Raw genomic sequence first — 16,453 nt, forward strand, 5'->3', positions numbered from 1 at the left:
CGAGTGCTAGGACTTCTTCTTCAAGCTTCCGCCGAGCGCCCACCAGACAAGGGCGAGTCCGAACAGCACCGCCAGGAAGCAAAGAACGATTTCCGAGACGTATGAAAACGGCGTCTCGTCAAACGATAACAGCCTTGGTTCGCGGTTCTTACTTCTTCGCCAAACCTTCCCTTCATCAAGCCACAACTGCAATTTGCCGCCTGCGCTGAATGCAAGGAACAAGCCTAGAGCGCCAGCTAAGAGTCTATCCCAGAACATGCCCTCATCATTCCCGAGCCTTCCTAAAGTCCTGTTAAACCGCCCCCCGTTTTACCTCATCCCGCCTCATTCCCCATTCATCAATGCATGTGCTGCACGGCAAGCAGCACGATCACAGCCAGCGCCAGCACGACGGTCGTGCTTTTCCAGAACAGCAGCGGGTTGCGCTCGATCAGCGGCGTCGATGACGTCGAGAGATAGTTCGCATTGGGATGACGCAGGTCGAACAAAAATTCCGAAAAACTGTCGTAGCGCTTGTAGGGATTGGGATGCACGGCTTTCTCGAGCGTGCCGTCGACCCATTGCGGCAATTCGCGGTCGCCATGTGAGGCCGGACGATAGACCAGCCTGTTGAACTGCGACCGGGTCCGCGCATTCGCGATCTGAGTTCCGTAGGGAAGCTTGCCTGTCAGCATGTGATAGGTGATGACACCAAGCGAGAACAGATCGGAACGTGTGGTCGCGGGCTCGCCGAGAAAATATTCGGGCGCGGTGTATTGCTGCGTACCGAGAATATCGCTGTGCATGCCTGACGGTTCGGCCTCGACGACGCCGGTGATTTTGGTCGAACCGAAATCGATGATCTTCACCGTGCCCGTGGCGTCGATCATGATGTTGTCGGGCCGGATGTCCTGATGCAGCATCTCCTTGCGATGGAAGGCGCGCAGCCCCTTGGCGATCTGCTCGACGATGCCGCGCACGGTTTCCAGGCTCGGCTTCGGATTGTCGATCATCCATTGCGTCAGCGTCTGCCCGTCGATGTATTCGGTCGCGACATACAGAAAATTGCGCTTGCGCTGCAGCAGGCAGGGTTTCAGCACATGCGGGCTTTCGATCCGCCGCGCCACCCACTCCTCCATCATGAACCGCTTCAGGTAGGCGGGGTCGTCGCGCAGATCGATCGACGGGATCTTGATGGTGACCACGGCGTCAGTTTCGATGTCGACGGCGAGATAGATGTGGCTGCGGCTGGAGCCGTGCAGCTCGCGGACGATCCGGTAGCCATCGAAAACCGCCCTCGCCTCCAGCAGCGGCGGCAGCGGCAGTTCATGCGGCTGCGCGAACACTTCGCTGGCGGCGCCGTCGGGCACCTCATCGACGCGGACGATCTGGACGGTGAGATTGTCCTTGCTGCCGAGATCGAACGCCATCTCGACGATGTTCTTCGCGGCCAGGTCGAGATCAGCCGCGCCGTCCTTGATCGCTCTTGCAATGACGCGGTCGCCGACATGCTCGTAAATGCCGTCGGTGACCAGCACGAAGATGTCGCCCTTCTCGATCCTGAACGTCAGATGGTCGATTTCGACCTGCGAGTTCACGCCGAGCGCGCGGCCGAGATAGCTCTGCTCGGATGAGATCACCACACGGTGGTCGTTGGTCAGCTGTTCAAGCGAGTTGCCGGAGAGGCGGTAGATTCTGCTGTCGCCGACATGAAAGATGTGGCCGGTGGTCGACTTGAGCACCATGGCGCTCAGCGTGCAGACATATCCCTTGTCCTTGTCATAGGAGTATTGGCTCCGCCGGGTTTGCGAGTGCAGCCAGGAATTGGTGGCTTCAAGCACGCGCTGTGCTGAGGTCCGCACCGACCAGGATTCCGACGTGCAATAATAGTCCGTGAGAAATCCCTTCACCGCCGACTCAGCTGCGACCCGGCTGACGGAGCTGCTGGAGATCCCGTCGGCGAGCACGATGGCGATGCCCTTGAGGCCCAGCAGGGGCTCAGAAGGAATCAGAACGCCGTGAAAATCCTGATTGGTCTCCTTGCGACCTTTGTCAGAATGTTGCCCGACCGATATTTTCAGTTCGCGCGGCATGTTCACGACCAAAGGAGCGGGCCTCAATCAAATGGTCGAGGCCCGCTCAAGTCAATTGCCGATCAGGCGGCGATACGGCCGGCGGCGCGCTTCGGCGCGGTCTTGACGTGCGTGGCGTACAGCGTCAGCCCCGTGAAGGCGAGACCGCCGACGAGGTTGCCGACGACCGTCGGGATCTCGTTCCAGATCAGGTAATCCATGACCGTGAACTTGCCGCCGAGCAGCAGGCCCGACGGGAACAGGAACATGTTCACGATCGAATGCTCGAAGGTCATGAAGAAGAACAGCATGATCGGCATCCACATCGCGATCACCTTGCCGCTGACGGTGGTCGAAATCATCGCACCGACGACGCCGGCCGAAACCATCCAGTTGCACAGCATGCCGCGAACGAACAGCGTCAGCATGCCGCCCGCGCCATGCGCCGCATAACCGACGGTGCGTCCCTCGCCGATCGTGCCGATCACCTGGCCGACCTTGTCGGGCGGCGAGGTGAAACCGAAGGTGAAAACGATCGCCATCATCACCGCTACCGTGAAGGCGCCGAGAAAATTGCCGATGAACACCAGGCCCCAGTTGCGCAACACGCCGCCGAGCGTCACGCCCGGGCGCTTGTCGATCAAGGCCAGCGGGCAAAGCACGAACACACCGGTGAGAAGATCGAAGCCGAACAGATACAGCATGCAGAAGCCGACCGGAAACAGCGCCGCGCCGACGATCGGAACGCCGGTCGACACGTTGACCGTGACCGCAAAGGCCGCGGCGAGCGCCAGAATGGCTCCCGCCATATAGGCGCGGATCACCGTGTCGCGCGTCGACATGAAGATCTTGGATTCTCCGGCATCGACCATCTTGGTCACGAATTCCGAAGGCACGAGATAGGCCATTACAGTTCCCCTTGTTCGCAAGAGCGGTTCAATCCAGCCGCGGCAATCACAGCCGCGCCGATGTAAAGTGAGTCAGACCGCCCTCACGCGCGTGCCGGATGCCGCCCTCGGCAGAACCAACAAAGGTCTGCCTGGCACGGCCGATGACACGGTCACGCTCGATCAGAAACAGAGATGCATAAGCTTTCGTGGGAAATGGTCCCGATGACTGCTTCGAAGCGCCTTGGTGAGGTCGCTTGATCCCTGTGCCTTCGCCAACACTGGCCTTGGCAATCCGTAGGACGGCAGTCGTCATTGACTGAGAAGCAATTAAGCAATCGATGTGCCAACCCCGATTTCAGGCATTGGCTCGAAATACCTCGTGATTCTACGGGCTTAATCCACCGTTTGTGCGTGTCAGGCAGAGGTGGGATGCCTTGTATTTGTGCAGTTGCACAGATGTTGGCACCTTCCGCGCGGCCGTCACAGCCGTCATTCCGGCGCGATGCGAAGCACCGAGCCCGGAATCTATCTGGTTTGCGTCCGCACCGGCCGATCCTTCAGGCCGTTATTGTCATAGGCCTTGCGCAAGGTACCGTTGGCGATCGTTTCGTTGAGAAACTTGACCGCGAACGCCAGCGAGTTCGGACGATCGGGCGGCACTGCGACCGCCGTAACCGTCTGCTTGAAGGTTTCGTCCAGCACGCGCGTGCCGGGGATCTGCGTTGCCATGGCGTTGAGCTGGTCGCGCGACAGCGCGAAGGCGTCGATCTCGCCGCCTTTGAGCAGGCCGAAGATTTCATCGTAGGTCTGGTAGCCCGTGACCTTGGCATTCTTCAGATGCGCGATGGCGCCGCGCATCGTGGTCGTGTTGTTGACCGCGGCGACCTTGATACCGGGTTGATCGAGCGTTGCGAAATTCGTGATCGGTGACCCCGGCTTGACGATGTAGGTCGCGTCCGCAACCTCGTAGATCGGCCCGAACGACATCCTGCCCTCACGTTCCGGATCTTTCGGCAGGAAGGTGATGTCCCAGGTGCCTTTAGAGACCGCATCGACGATCTGCCCGGAATTGTTGTGCGCGACATATTCGACGGGAACGCCAAGTTGCTCGGCCATCGCCTTGCCGAGATCGACCGGCACGCCGGCATAACCGGTGTCGGTCTTGGTCGACCAGAACGCGCCGCCGGCCGGACTGATCGCAATCGCCACCCGCAGCTTGCCGGTCGGTGCGATCTCGTCCTTCAGGGCATCGGCAGCAGCGGGCACCGTCATCATCATTGTTAATCCCAGCAAGAGGCCGGCCATTCCCGGCGAGGGTTGATTGAACATCGACTGCTCCTCCCCCAGCCGGCGGCTGGCGTCGCGCTCAACCCTGCACGGGGTGATCAGCGCTTCTTCTTCTTTGCCGCAGCTGGGCCTTTTGGTGCCGCCGCAGCCGGCGTTGCCGGAGCGGCCGTTTCGAACTTGCCGACCGCAATGATCTGGACGCGCGCATTGGCAGGCGACGCCGGGCGATTGACGTCCTGCAACTGTTCCTCGCCTAAACCAAGCGCCTGAAGCCGCTTCGGCGACACCTTGAAGGTGTTCACCAGGACGTCCCGGATCGATTCGGCGCGCCGCTGGCTCACGATCAGATTATGGTCGCGCCGGCCGGCGGATTCGACATGATCGACGATCAGATAGCGGTAGGGCCGCAATTTCGGATCGCTCAATGCGTCGGCGATGCTGCCGATCGTCTGGTAGGAGGCCGGCCGGATCAGGGAAGAGTCCTGGTCGAACACAACGTCGAAACGGATCTGCGGCAGCTTCGTCAGTTGCGGCGCGATCGGCGGCCGCTTTTGCGGCTGGGCATCCGCTCTTGCCTTGATGCGGTCGGCCGCCTGCTGCTTCAAGGCAGCCAGGTCGATATCCGACTCGGCTTCAACGGCAAGCTTCTCGATGATATCCCCGCTCGACGTGGCCGTTTGCGCCGACGCCGCCGCGACAGGCAAGGCAAACAGGGCCAGGGTGCCCAGCAACAGACCAATACCGCGCAGCTTATTTACCCCCGGCATCAGCGATACCCCGCTGCGCTGATCGCCTTGTTGCAGTTCGGGGTCGCCTTCTTGGTCGAGTCCAACAGGCATTGCAGACCCTTGACGGGATCCTCCCGAACTTCGCCGCACAAATGTTTCAATTCCCAATTGCACAGTTTTACAAGCGAGGTGCGCGCGGTGATGCGCTGCTGGATGGCGCCGAGGGCGACAGGAAAATCGGCCCTGCACTTCGCCGACACCACGTCCTGGTTGCGGCCCAGGCACTCCTTCAGGCGCGTCGCGTCGAGATTGACGCCGCGGCAGTTGTCATCGATGTCCTTGCCGCAGCTCGCGGCCAGCATGGCCGCGGCCTCCTCGAATTTCATGGACTGCTGCGCCGCCGCAAGCGAAGGCGCCAACATCGCAAATATGAACAAGAAAAGCCGGATTCGGGTCATGGGCTCACCTCACACAAGGAGGGTAGCCATGGTCAAGTGCTCTGTTCGATTTAGCTACGTTACCCCTGAGCTATTGCGCCGCAACAAATCGTCGCGGGTAGCCCAGGCGCGCACGCCCCGCTATGCAATACCCCCATGGTCCAACCGCCTGCACCATGACGGGGTGATGACATCATGAGTTCGACCGCCGCGTTTCTGGCTTCCTTTGCCTCGATCCTGATCGGCGCGGCCGTCGGCATGGTCTTGAGGCGGGCTCTGCCGGCCGACCTGCTCGAGGGAGGTTCCAAGGAAGCCATCCGCCTCGGTGCCGGCTTTCTCTCGACCCTCGCCGCGCTGGTGATCGGCCTGATGATCGCTTCGGCCAAAAACACCTACGACAACCAGAACACCAATATCCGGCAGCTCGGCACCAATGCGGTGCTGGTCGACCAGATGCTGACCAAATATGGCGCGGAAGCGAAAGCGGCACGCACCCTGCTGCGGGAAATCATCCCCTCGGCAACCGCCCGCATGTGGCGCGAAAACGTCTCAGGCAACGGCGACGAGTCGACCTTTGTCATCAGCGCGACGGCCGAACGGTTCTACAATGCGGTCGAAGGCCTCACGCCGGCCAATGCCGAACAGACCTCGCTGAAATCGCGCATCATCCAGCTCACCACCGACATGGGCCGGACCCGGCTACTCGTGTTCACCCAGGGCGAAGACGCGATACCGCTGCCGTTCTTCATCGTGCTGGTGTTCTGGCTGGTTGCGATCTTCGCGAGTTTCAGCCTGTTCGCCGAACCAGGTCCGATCGTCATCGCCTCAACGCTTGTTTTCGCGCTCTCGGTATCGAGCGCGCTGTTCCTGATCGTCGATCTCGGCCATCCCTTCCAGGGCCTGATGCAGATCTCGAACCATCATCTGCACATGGTGCTGCCGAAGGTCGAGTAGAGCGAACACAAGCTATCCAGACCACCCGTCGACCACTATCCTCTGCGGCAAAAGCAGATCAGGAGCGAAACGTCTTGACGCGCAAATCCGGTTTTGATGCGGAATTCGATGTCGTCGTGGCAGGTGCCGGTTCCGCCGGCTGCGTGCTGTCGGCGCGACTGACGGAAAATCCAAAAGTGTCGCTTTGCGTCATCGAGGCCGGCGGACGCGATCGTAATCCCTGGATTCACATTCCGATGGGCTTCGGCAAGCTGGTCCCGAACCCGAAGATGAACTGGGGTTACGAAACCGAGCCTGAACCGGGTCTCGGCGGCCGAACCGTGATCTGGCCGCGCGGCAAGGTTTTGGGCGGCTCTGGCTCCATTAACGGCCTCGTCTTCCTGCGCGGCGCACCCAGCGATTATGACGAATGGCAGCGTCTCGGCGCGCGTGGCTGGAGCTACAATGACGTGCTGCCCTATTTTAAGCGGATGGAGCACTGCGTCGATGGCGCCAACGCATGGCGCGGCACCGGCGGCCCGATGACGGTGTCGAACATCAAACGCCCCTCGACGACGGCAAGGGCATTCGTGGAGGCCTGCGAGCGCCTGCAGTACCAGCGCAACCCCGATTTCAATGGCGAGCGCATTGACGGCGTCGGCTTCGCGCCGCTCAACGTCCACAATGGCTGGCGCCGCTCGACGGCGGTCGGATATCTCAAGCCGAACCTGAGCCGAAAAAATCTCGAGCTGATGGCGAAAACCCGGGTCCGCCGCATCCTGTTCGACGGCAGCCGCGCCATTGGCGTGGAGGTCGAGCGCGATGGCCAGATCCAGCGCATCGGCGCACGGCGCGAGCTGATCATCTCTGGCGGCGCGATCAATTCCCCGGTGCTGCTGCTGGCGTCCGGCATCGGCCCGGCCGCCGAACTGGCAAAGCTTGGCATCGACGTGAAACGCGACCTCCCCGGCGTCGGCAAGAATCTGCAGGACCATTACCAGTCGAGATTTACCTTCAAGACCAACGCGACCGATACGTTGAACGAAGCCGTGATGAGCCCCGTCAAGTCGGTCAAACTGGCGCTCGATTGGCTGCTACGGGGATCGGGACAGCTCGCGGTCGGCGCAACCGAAGCGACGCTGTTCGCCAAGTCATCGCCTTCCGAGCCGGTGCCCGACATCCAGTACCAGTGCCTGAATTTCTCGACGGATGGATTCAAGACCGGCCTGCACCGCTGGCCGGGATTTACCTTCATCTTCAGCGTCTGCCGGCCGAAGAGCCGAGGTGAAATCACGCTGCGCGATGCGGAGGGGCGCACGCCGCCGCGCATCCGGGCCAATTACCTGAGCGACCCTGATGATATGCGCATCATGCTGGCGGCGTTTCGCATCGCCCGGCAGATCGTCGCCACCGAACCGTTCCGATCGCTGGTGACCGAACAGACCTCGCCCGGTCCCGAGATCACAAGCGACGAACAGATCGCCGATTTCATCAGGAAGTACGGCTCGACCGTTTACCATCCCTGCGGCACCTGCCGGATGGGCGAAGACGACGGTGCCGTGGTCGACAGTCAGCTTCGCGTTCGCGGGATCGATGGCCTGCGGGTGGTCGACGCCTCCATCATGCCGGCGATGCCGTCGCCGAACATTCACCCGGCGACGATCATGCTGGCGGAGAAGAGCTCCGATATCATCGCCAAGGCGCTGGCGAACTGACGCGATCAGTTCGTCCGCGCCGCCGGTACCTTGATCTCCTGCGGCAGGATCAGCGCGGCCACGATCACCAGCAGACAAAGGGCGCCGAACGCCTGCAGCATGGTGACGAAGCCGCCCTTTTCATACAGCCACGCTACCAGGCCGACGGACGCTCCTGCCGCGGTAAAGCCGATGAAGTAGCGCACCGAGTAGGCGCGCGAACGCCATTCCTCGCTGGTATATTTGCCGACCATGGCGTCATTGACGGTGACCTGGCCGAACGCGCCCATCACGATGCCGATCGAAGCGAGGATCAGCGGCAGGTTCGACAGCGTCGCCGCGAAATACATGAACGGCGCCAGCAAAAACGACAGCGGCAGCATCACGGTCTTCAGCGAATAATGGTCGATCAACTTGCCGATGGTGTACTGCGTCATCGCGCCGAAGACATAGACGCCAGCCGCGATGACCCCGAGCAACGCCGGGCTATCGGTCATGCCGGCCAGCCGCTCGGCGAACAGTTTCGGCATCGCCACGGTGATGGCGTTGAACGTGGTGGATATCGCGATCACCACGATCAGCAAGGCCAGCAACACCCGCCACATGTCCTGCTTGGCCACCCTGGCCTGCGCCGCAGCCTGCTTGAAGCCGGAACGATCCTCGTGAACGACCATCTGCGTAAACGCCACGCCGATCAGGATCGTGACGATCCCGGGGACGATAAAAGCCCAGCGCCAGCCGAGATACTGCCCGATCACCCCGGTGACCAGCGCCGAGGACGCCACACCGAGATTGCCCCAGACGCCGTTCACGCCCATCTCGCGGCCGAGCTTGTCGGCATAGGACACGATCATCGCGGTGCCGACGGGATGGTAGATCGAGGCGAACAGGCCGATCAAAAGCAGCGCCGCGCCCAGTTGCAGCGGCGTCTGCACGAAGCCGACCGCGATCATCGACGCGCCGATACCGGCAAAGAAGATCACCATCATGTGGCGGCGGCTCCAGCGGTCGCCGAGCCAGCCGGTGATCAGCGAGCCCGCGCCGAAGGCGACGAAGCCGGGGGTGGCGTACGGCAAAAGCTCCGAATAGGCCATCCCGAGCGCCGGCCCCATGATGATGACGGCGGCGGCGAAAATCAGCATCGCATAATGGTCGATGAAATGGGCGGCGTTGACGAAGGTGATCACCCTAGAGGGGCTGTTCATGGTCGATTCCCGAATCCCGCAATTTTCTAAAATAGGTTATACGGGGTTGTCCTGACGGGATGTCGCCAATGAATATCGCCGAAAAGCCAATTGCCGCCATTATCGGACGCCTCACCTCGACCGGCGACGGCATCCACATGATCGCGAACGGCTACAAGAAGGGCTTCCGGATCGGCACCCACATGCACCGCGAGGCGCAGCTGGTCTATGCGGCCAAGGGCACGATGCAGGTGACGACCCCGAAGGGCCGCTGGCTGGTGCCGCCGGATCGCGCGGTCTGGGTGCCTGCGCTGTCGGAGCACGCGATCGACGTGCTCGCCGATACCGAGATGCGAACGCTCTATTTCGAACTCGACTGGCTGCAGCGCGAAACGCGCAGCCACAGCCTCGACGCAGAATTCGTGGTGCGGGTGTCGCCGCTCCTGCACCAGACAATACTGGCGTTGTTCGACGATCGCGACGACCGGGAACGAACCGCGCTGCTCCTGCGGCTGGCGATGATGGAATTGGACCAGGCGGAGGATTCGGCTACCTTCATCCCGCTGCCGCGCGAGCCGCGCTGCCGGCGTGCCGCCGACATCGTGCTGGCGGACCCGACGGCCGACCATGAGATCGAGACGCTGGCGAGCGAGGTCGGCACCTCGGTGCGGACGCTGTCGCGGCTGTTCTCGGCGGAGACGCAGTTGAGCTTCAAGAGCTGGTGCCAGCGCGCCCGGATTGCTGCCGCCATCGAGAAGCTGTCGACGGACGCCGGCGTCTCGGTCAAGCAGCTTGCCTCGGATTTGGGCTATGCCAGCGTGCCTGCGTTTTCCCATGCCTTCCGGCAGGTTACCGGCAAAACGCCGACGGAATTTGCCGGGAAGGAGTAATGCGGAATCGTTATACGCGGGCTTGCCGCCTCCGCTAAGCTTCCGCGTGCCAATTCGGGAAAGCCCCGGCGAAGCCTTCTCGTAGGAAGCCTTGTCGTAGCCGGGGCCTGCATATCCATCGCTCCTCATGAAAAGCTTTTTCCAAGGAAATGGATGGCCGGATCATCTAGCGCGAAGACGCGCTTCGCGCTTTTGCCCGGCTATGACGACATATAGTTTCGAGACATGACATATTTCCGTACGATCCGTGCGCTTGATTGTGATCGGCAGCGCCCTAGATTCCGTATAGGATTCCGGGACATTCACTGGATTCGACCCCACCGCATGGCCAACGCCTTTTTCTCCGACCTTCTCTCGACGATATCAGAACGGGGGCGCACGCTGCTTCGGCGGGGCGAGCCATCCGTCGCCCGCCAGGACGCCACCGAACTGCTTGAACTATGCAAGGCGCTGCTGTCGGGCCGCGGTGAAGCGTCCGGCACTGCGATGGCGCGCGACGTGCTCGACCGCTACCACGACCTCGACTCCGCCGGCCGGCTCACCTTCTTCGAAACGCTGGCGAGAGATTTCGGTCCCGACCGCGAAAAACTGTCGCAGGCAATCGAGAGCTGGCGCAGCCAGCCGAACGACAGCGATGCCAGCGCCCTTCACTTTGCTTCCGAACCGCAGCGGCAGGAGTTGATTCGCCGGCTCAACCGCGCGCCCGGCGGCACCAGCGATCTGGTGGCGATGCGCGCCGATCTTCTTGCCCTGATGAAGGGCAACAAGGATCTGGCCGCGCTCGACCGCGACGTGGTGCATTTGTTGTCTTCTTGGTTCAACAGGGGATTTCTCGTGCTGCGCAGGATCGACTGGTCGACGCCGGCGAATATTCTGGAACAGATCATCCGTTATGAGGCCGTGCACGAAATCCGCGACTGGAACGATTTGCGCCGCCGCATCGATCCCGTAGACCGGCGCTGCTACGCGTTCTTCCATCCCCAGCTCAACGACGAACCGCTGATCTTCGTCGAGGTCGCGCTGACCGAGACGATCCCGACCGCGATCGCGCCGCTGCTCGCCGCCGAGCGTCAGCTGGTGCCGATCGAACGCGCGCGCACCGCGGTGTTCTATTCGATCTCGAATACGCAAAAAGGGCTTGGCGGCATTTCCTTCGGCAGTTTTCTGATCAAGCAGGTGGTCGAGGAGTTGCGGCGCGAATTGCCGAAGCTGGATACGTTCATCACGCTGTCGCCGGTGCCGGGCTTCATGCAGTGGCTGAAACAGGCCGACGACGTTCCGCTCAGCGACGAGGAGCGGACGTTGCTGGAAAGCCTCGACAAGCCAGACTGGTTCGAGGATGCGGAACTGACCGCGCAACTGCGCGCCGTGGTGGAGCCGCTGGCCGCGCATTATTTCCTGAAAGCCCGCACGTCAAAGGGCCGACTGATCGATTCGGTCGCGCGCTTCCACATCGGCAACGGCGCGCGGCTGGAGAAGATCGACTGGCTCGGCGATCTCTCGCCGAAGGGCCTGCGCGAGTCCGCAGGCGTCATGGTCAATTACCTCTACCGCCTCGAGGATATCGAGAAGAACCATGAGGCCTACGCCAACCAGGGCGAAATCGCCGCTTCCAACGTGGTAAAGAAACTGCTCAAGACCGAAGGCCGGCGGTTACTGGATATGCGGCTGTCGTAGAGCGGCCGCGCGGATCTCATTCGCCGCTCAATTGGAAGTCACATTGCGATGGCCGATGGCCCCGCATCTCCCCGGCCGATAAGCCCCACGGAGCGGATCGACGCCATCGATGTGCTGCGGGGCGTTGCCTTGCTCGGCGTTCTCGCGATCAATGTGGTGACCATATTTCGCGTTTCGATCTTCGAGCGGTTTTTTCCCCAGATCCCCCCGGCATCGCCGATCGACAGAGCCGTCGAAACCATCCTGATGCTGGCCGTCGACCTGAAGGCGCTTGCGCTGTTTTCGCTGCTGTTCGGCATAGGCCTTGCCATCCAGTTCGAGCGGCTTGCGAAGAGCGAGCGCCGCACGTTGCTGCTCGTGCGCCGGCTCGTCGTGTTGCTGGCGTTCGGGCTCATTCACCTTTGCCTGATCTGGAACGGCGATATCCTCACCGAATATGCGCTCGCCGGTTTGATCGTCCTGCCGTTCCTGTTCGGTCCGCGCTGGCTGCTGGCGGTCGCCGCGCTGGCGTCTCTCGGATTGTACCTTTGGATGCAGGTGTTTCCCCCGTCCGGATTGTGGCCCAGCGCGACCGCGCTGAGGCGGGACATCACGGAGGCCTATCGCATCTATGCGACGGGTGGCTTCCTCGACGTGCTGGCGTTCCGGCTGCGCGAGATTCCCCTTTTCGCTTCCCTGCACGCCTTTATCTTTCCCCGCACCATCGGGTTGTTTCTTCTCGGCGCGTTCGCCTGGCGCATCGGCATTCTGCGAAACCCGCGTCTCCATCAGCTGTTCTCGATCGCTGCTGCCTGTATCGGCCTCGGCGCGGCATTGATCCTTTGCCATGCCGGAGGCTTTTTCGCGCCCGGCCGGATCCGCGCCCTGGCGGAACCCCTCGGCACCGTCCTGCTGGCGCTGGGCTATGGCGCCAGCATCATCGGTATCGCGAATCTCGAAAGCGGAAAGCGGCTGCTTGGCTGGGCCGCGCCGCTGGGACGCATGGCGTTCACCAATTACCTCATGCAATCCGTCATCTTTGGCTGGATCTTTTACGGCTATGGTCTCGGCCTGTTCGGCCGCCTCGGCGTTGCCAGCGCGCTTGCCATCGGCCTCGCCGTCTACATCGGACAGGTATTTTTCAGCGCGTGGTGGCTGCGCCGCAACCGCTACGGCCCCGTCGAGTGGCTTTGGCGCACGCTGATGTATGGCGAGGCGCAGCCGATGCGGCAAACAGCCTAGCGCCAGGCTCAGATCTTGTACTCGTAGAGCAATCGGGCGCGGATGGTGCCCTCCAGAGACCGGATGTCCGCAAGCACACGCTGGCCGTCGGCTGCCGAGGCATCTGCGTCGAGAACCACATAGCCTACGTCGTGGTCGGTCTCGTAATACTGAGCCGCAATGTTGACGGCATGGCGCGCGAGTACTTCATTCAGGCGCCCCAGCATGCCCGGCAAATTGCGCTGCACCTGTATGAACCGCGTGCCCGTTGGCCGCGGCGGTAGCTGGACCTGCGGGAAATTGACAGCACCCATCGTCGAGCCGGAATCGCTGTAATCGACGAGCTTGCGAGCAACTTCGGCACCGATGCGTTCTTGCGCCTCTTCGGTCGACCCGCCGATGTGCGGCGTCAGGATAACATTTTCCAGGCCCTGCAGCGGCGATAAGAAGCGGTCCGCGTTCGAACGCGGCTCGACCGGAAAGACGTCAACCGCGGCGCCGCGAAGCCTGCCGTCACGCAGCGCGTCGGCGAGCGCCTCGAGGTCAACGACCGTACCGCGGCTGTTGTTGATGAAATACGCACCATGCTTGATCGCCCCGATCTCCTCGCGCCCGATCATCCCGTGCGTGGCAGGAGTCTCCGGCACATGCAGCGTCACGACGTCGCTTTGTGCCAAAAGCTCATGCAGGCTCGCGGTCGGCTCGGTGTTGCCGTGACGAAGCCGGTCGGTATGATCGTAGAAGATGACCCGCATTCCCATCGCTTCCGCGAGGTTCGAGAGCTGCGAACCGATGTTGCCGTAACCGATGATGCCGAGCGTCTTGCCCCTCACCTCATAACTGTCGTTGGCGGACTTGTCCCAGCGCCCCTGATGCGCTGCGTTGGAACGCGCGACGATCCGGCGCAGCAGGATGACGATCTCGCCGATCACCAGTTCCGCCACGCTTCGCGTATTGGAAAACGGCGCATTGAACACGGGAATCCCGCTGCGGCGGGCGGCGTCAACATCCACCTGATTGGTGCCGACGCTGAAGCATCCGATCGCGATGAGCCGGTCCGCGGCCTCAAGAACATCCGTGGTGATCTGCGTGCGCGAACGGATGCCCAAGAGATGCACGCCCTTGATGGCGTCCTTGAGCGCATCGCCCTCAAGCGCCTTGGACAAGCGCGTCATGTTGGAATAGCCCGCAGCCTCGATCATCTGCACGGCGCTGTCGTTGACGCCTTCAAGGAGCAAGACCCGGATCTTGTCCTTCGAGAGCGAGAGTTGGGGAAGAGAAGGTTTACTGGGCAAGATCGCGGCGTCCTTCAGAGATAGATGATCGGTAAGCTGACGGCCTGGAAATCAACTATCGGCGCCAGGCCGAATTTCCTATCCAGGCGACTCATTTCACAAGATTGCCGGGCTGCCAATCTTTCCCGCGTGATCGAAGCTCACGCCGCCAGCGCCTTCATCTCCTTGTAGAGATCGGATTTTCCCTCGAATCCGATGCCCGGCAGGTCCGGCATCGTGATGTGGCCGTTCTCGACACGAACGCCGTCCGGGAAGCCGCCATAGGGCTGGAACAGGTCGGGATAGCTCTCGTTGCCGCCGAGGCCGAGGCCGGCCGCGATATTGAGCGACATCTGGTGACCCCCGTGGGGAATGCAGCGGCTCGGCGACCAGCCGTGCGTTTTCAGCACCGCCAGCGTGCGCTGGTATTCGCACAGACCGTAGGACAGCGCGCAATCAAATTGCAGCCAGTCGCGATCCGGCCGCATGCCGCCATAGCGGATGAGATTCTTCGCGTCCTGATGGCTGAATAGATTCTCGCCGGTCGCCATGGCTGCGGGATAGAATTCGGCCAATGCCGCCTGCAGCGCGAAGTCGAGGGGATCGCCGGCCTCCTCGTACCAGAACAGCGGATACTCCCGCAGCATTTTTGCGTAGGCGATCGCGGTCTCCAGGTCGAAGCGGCCATTGGCATCGACGGCGAGCTGCGCGTCCTTGCCGATCTCCCTCAGCACGGCCTCGATGCGTTCGCGGTCCTCCGCGATCGGCGCGCCGCCGATCTTCATCTTCACGACATTGTAGCCGCGGTCGAGATAGCCGCGCATCTCGCCGCGCAGCGCCGACAGATCCTTGCCGGGATAATAGTAGCCGCCGGCGGCATAGACGAACACGCGCGGATTGGCCTTGAGGCCGTGACGCTCGGCGAGCAGCCGGAACAGCGGCTTGCCTGATATCTTCGCCACCGCATCCCACACCGCCATGTCGATGGTGCCGACCGCGACCGAGCGCTCGCCGTGACCGCCTGGCTTCTCGTTCGCCATCAGCGTTGTCCAGATCTTGTCGGGATCGAGATTGCCGCCATCGGCATCGAGCAGGCTCTTCGGATCGGCCTCCCTGAGCCGCGGCGCAAAACGTTCGCGGATCAGGCCGCCCTGCCCGTAGCGGCCGTTCGAGTTGAAGCCGTAGCCGACCACGCGCTTGCCGTCACGCACGGCGTCCGTGACGACGGCGACAAGGCTGGTCGTCATCCTGGTGAAATCGATATAGGCATTGCGGATCGGCGAAGAGATCGGCTTTGTGATTTCGCAGACGTCGACGATACGGACGGACATGAGATTGGCTTTCTGTCTCTGTCGTCATTGCGAGGAGCGGAGCGACGAAGCAATCCACCTATCCCGGTACAGAGGCATGGATTGCTTCGCTACGCTCGCAATGACGAACGATAGATCGCGTCAGGACGGCGCCTTGTCCCGGAAATACGGCTCGACCGCGCCGTGCACCTTGATCGTCAGCGGGTTACCGTAGCGGTCCTTGGCATTGCCCGCGGTGACGCGCACCCAGCCCTCGCTGATGCAGTATTCCTCGACATTGGTCTTCTCGACGCCCTTGAAGCGAATGCCGACGTCGCGCGCGAGGATGTCGGCATTGTAATACGGGCTGTTCGGATCGACCGAGAGACGGTCCGGGAATTGGTCGTTCATCGCTTTGTTGGTCTCGCTCACAGCAGTGCCTCGATTTCTCTTCGTAGTCCCTCGGGGGTCACGGTCGGGGCATAGCGCCCGACCACCTTGCCCGATCGGTCGACCAGGAATTTGGTGAAATTCCATTTGATCGACGAACCCAGCAGCCCCGATTTCTCATTCTTCAGGTGGGTGAACAACGGATGCGCATGGCTTCCGTTGACATCGATCTTGTCGAACATCGGAAACGTCACGTGATATTTGGTTTCGCAGAACGCCTCGATCTGTTTGGCGTCGCCCGGTTCCTGCGCGCCGAACTGGTTGCAGGGAAAGGCGAGCACCGAAAAGCCGCGCGGCGAAAGTTCGCGTTGCAATTGCTCGAGGCCCTTATATTGCGGCGTGAACCCGCAGGCGCTCGCGGTGTTGACGATCAGGAGCACCTGACCCTCGAACCGCTTCAGCGGAACCTGTTCGCCGGCGAGTGAACTCGCCGTAAAATCATAAACGCCTGGCATTGTGTTCTCTTGAA

The 16,453-nt window shown here is 61.8% G+C and carries 16 protein-coding genes; 5 read left to right on the top strand and 11 right to left on the bottom strand.

All coding sequences use genetic code 11. The features are described 5' to 3' along the window. Positions 1 to 6: 6 nt before the first annotated feature. The 6 genes from ACVWVY_RS41715 to ACVWVY_RS41740 form a co-directional block, all read right to left on the bottom strand. Positions 7 to 258: a hypothetical protein gene (locus ACVWVY_RS41715; RefSeq protein WP_456631838.1), complete on the bottom strand. Its 252-nt coding sequence runs from the start codon at positions 256 to 258 to the stop codon at positions 7 to 9. An 80-nt stretch (positions 259 to 338) separates the two neighbouring features. Beyond that, the gene (locus ACVWVY_RS41720) at positions 339 to 2,072 is read right to left on the bottom strand and encodes a protein kinase domain-containing protein (protein WP_456631839.1); all 1,734 of its coding nucleotides are present in this window, start codon (positions 2,070 to 2,072) and stop codon (positions 339 to 341) included. Positions 2,073 to 2,134: 62 nt separating this feature from the next. Further along, complete coding sequence (locus ACVWVY_RS41725; protein ID WP_456631840.1) at positions 2,135 to 2,959, bottom strand: formate/nitrite transporter family protein; 825 nt, start codon at positions 2,957 to 2,959, stop codon at positions 2,135 to 2,137. 507 nt (positions 2,960 to 3,466) lie between these two features. After that, complete coding sequence (locus ACVWVY_RS41730) at positions 3,467 to 4,213, bottom strand: transporter substrate-binding domain-containing protein (protein ID WP_456632456.1); 747 nt, start codon at positions 4,211 to 4,213, stop codon at positions 3,467 to 3,469. 113 nt (positions 4,214 to 4,326) lie between these two features. Continuing rightward, positions 4,327 to 5,067 carry an OmpA family protein gene (locus ACVWVY_RS41735; RefSeq protein WP_456632457.1) on the bottom strand — a complete coding sequence of 247 codons (741 nt, stop codon included), beginning with the start codon at positions 5,065 to 5,067 and terminating at the stop codon, positions 4,327 to 4,329. Next, on the bottom strand, positions 4,995 to 5,414 hold the full coding sequence (locus ACVWVY_RS41740) for a hypothetical protein (protein ID WP_456631841.1): 420 nt from the start codon (positions 5,412 to 5,414) through the stop codon (positions 4,995 to 4,997). The genes ACVWVY_RS41735 and ACVWVY_RS41740 overlap by 73 nt, the downstream gene beginning before the upstream one ends. A 174-nt stretch (positions 5,415 to 5,588) precedes the next feature. Between ACVWVY_RS41740 and ACVWVY_RS41745 the strand changes: the two genes are divergently transcribed. Together ACVWVY_RS41745 and ACVWVY_RS41750 are read left to right on the top strand one after the other, a co-directional pair. Beyond that, the gene (locus ACVWVY_RS41745) at positions 5,589 to 6,347 is read left to right on the top strand and encodes a bestrophin-like domain (RefSeq protein ID WP_456631842.1); all 759 of its coding nucleotides are present in this window, start codon (positions 5,589 to 5,591) and stop codon (positions 6,345 to 6,347) included. Positions 6,348 to 6,421: 74 nt separating this feature from the next. Beyond that, positions 6,422 to 8,041: a GMC family oxidoreductase gene (locus ACVWVY_RS41750; protein WP_456631843.1), complete on the top strand. Its 1,620-nt coding sequence runs from the start codon at positions 6,422 to 6,424 to the stop codon at positions 8,039 to 8,041. 5 nt (positions 8,042 to 8,046) lie between these two features. Here the strand turns inward: ACVWVY_RS41750 and ACVWVY_RS41755 are convergent, their stop codons facing one another. After that, positions 8,047 to 9,225, bottom strand: coding sequence for an MFS transporter (locus ACVWVY_RS41755; protein ID WP_456631844.1), 1,179 nt, complete (start codon positions 9,223 to 9,225; stop codon positions 8,047 to 8,049). A gap of 68 nt (positions 9,226 to 9,293) precedes the next feature. Here ACVWVY_RS41755 and ACVWVY_RS41760 point away from each other — a divergent pair, with 68 nt between their 5' ends. The 3 genes from ACVWVY_RS41760 (at position 9,294) to ACVWVY_RS41770 (ending at position 12,992) form a co-directional block, all read left to right on the top strand. Beyond that, complete coding sequence (locus tag ACVWVY_RS41760; RefSeq protein WP_456631845.1) at positions 9,294 to 10,094, top strand: AraC family transcriptional regulator; 801 nt, start codon at positions 9,294 to 9,296, stop codon at positions 10,092 to 10,094. A 324-nt stretch (positions 10,095 to 10,418) separates the two neighbouring features. Continuing rightward, a complete protein-coding gene (locus ACVWVY_RS41765; protein WP_456631846.1) occupies positions 10,419 to 11,771 on the top strand; it encodes a malonyl-CoA decarboxylase in 1,353 nt (450 codons plus the stop codon). 48 nt (positions 11,772 to 11,819) lie between these two features. Next, on the top strand, positions 11,820 to 12,992 hold the full coding sequence (locus tag ACVWVY_RS41770; protein WP_456631847.1) for a DUF418 domain-containing protein: 1,173 nt from the start codon (positions 11,820 to 11,822) through the stop codon (positions 12,990 to 12,992). Positions 12,993 to 13,000: 8 nt separating this feature from the next. On the opposite strand, the gene serA is transcribed toward ACVWVY_RS41770, so the two are convergent. The 4 genes from serA to ACVWVY_RS41790 all read right to left on the bottom strand — a co-directional run bounded on the left by serA (position 13,001) and on the right by ACVWVY_RS41790 (position 16,439). After that, positions 13,001 to 14,266, bottom strand: a complete 1,266-nt coding sequence (gene serA / locus ACVWVY_RS41775; RefSeq protein ID WP_456631848.1) for a phosphoglycerate dehydrogenase — start codon at positions 14,264 to 14,266, stop codon at positions 13,001 to 13,003. Between the two features lie 140 nt (positions 14,267 to 14,406). Next, positions 14,407 to 15,576, bottom strand: a complete 1,170-nt coding sequence (locus tag ACVWVY_RS41780; RefSeq protein ID WP_456631849.1) for a mandelate racemase/muconate lactonizing enzyme family protein — start codon at positions 15,574 to 15,576, stop codon at positions 14,407 to 14,409. 120 nt (positions 15,577 to 15,696) lie between these two features. Next, positions 15,697 to 15,966 (bottom strand): DUF3297 family protein, encoded by a 270-nt coding sequence (locus ACVWVY_RS41785; RefSeq protein WP_456631850.1) that lies wholly within the window; start codon positions 15,964 to 15,966, stop codon positions 15,697 to 15,699. Continuing rightward, positions 15,963 to 16,439, bottom strand: coding sequence for a glutathione peroxidase (locus tag ACVWVY_RS41790; protein WP_456631851.1), 477 nt, complete (start codon positions 16,437 to 16,439; stop codon positions 15,963 to 15,965). The genes ACVWVY_RS41785 and ACVWVY_RS41790 overlap by 4 nt, the downstream gene beginning before the upstream one ends. Positions 16,440 to 16,453: the final 14 nt, after the last annotated feature.

The organism is Bradyrhizobium sp. URHC0002 (assembly GCF_054059515.1).

Excerpts from the sequence above, each read along its gene's own strand:
- ACVWVY_RS41715 (WP_456631838.1), bottom strand. The coding sequence starts at position 258 with ATGTTCTGGGATAGACTCTTAGCTGGCGCTCTAGGCTTGTTCCTTGCA.
- ACVWVY_RS41720 (WP_456631839.1), bottom strand. The coding sequence starts at position 2,072 with ATGCCGCGCGAACTGAAAATATCGGTCGGGCAACATTCTGACAAAGGT.
- ACVWVY_RS41725 (WP_456631840.1), bottom strand. The coding sequence starts at position 2,959 with ATGGCCTATCTCGTGCCTTCGGAATTCGTGACCAAGATGGTCGATGCC.
- ACVWVY_RS41730 (WP_456632456.1), bottom strand. The coding sequence starts at position 4,213 with ATGACGGTGCCCGCTGCTGCCGATGCCCTGAAGGACGAGATCGCACCG.
- ACVWVY_RS41735 (WP_456632457.1), bottom strand. The coding sequence starts at position 5,067 with ATGCCTGTTGGACTCGACCAAGAAGGCGACCCCGAACTGCAACAAGGC.
- ACVWVY_RS41740 (WP_456631841.1), bottom strand. The coding sequence starts at position 5,414 with ATGACCCGAATCCGGCTTTTCTTGTTCATATTTGCGATGTTGGCGCCT.
- ACVWVY_RS41745 (WP_456631842.1), top strand. The coding sequence starts at position 5,589 with ATGAGTTCGACCGCCGCGTTTCTGGCTTCCTTTGCCTCGATCCTGATC.
- ACVWVY_RS41755 (WP_456631844.1), bottom strand. The coding sequence starts at position 9,225 with ATGAACAGCCCCTCTAGGGTGATCACCTTCGTCAACGCCGCCCATTTC.
- ACVWVY_RS41760 (WP_456631845.1), top strand. The coding sequence starts at position 9,294 with ATGAATATCGCCGAAAAGCCAATTGCCGCCATTATCGGACGCCTCACC.
- ACVWVY_RS41765 (WP_456631846.1), top strand. The coding sequence starts at position 10,419 with ATGGCCAACGCCTTTTTCTCCGACCTTCTCTCGACGATATCAGAACGG.
- ACVWVY_RS41770 (WP_456631847.1), top strand. The coding sequence starts at position 11,820 with ATGGCCGATGGCCCCGCATCTCCCCGGCCGATAAGCCCCACGGAGCGG.
- ACVWVY_RS41780 (WP_456631849.1), bottom strand. The coding sequence starts at position 15,576 with ATGTCCGTCCGTATCGTCGACGTCTGCGAAATCACAAAGCCGATCTCT.
- ACVWVY_RS41790 (WP_456631851.1), bottom strand. The coding sequence starts at position 16,439 with ATGCCAGGCGTTTATGATTTTACGGCGAGTTCACTCGCCGGCGAACAG.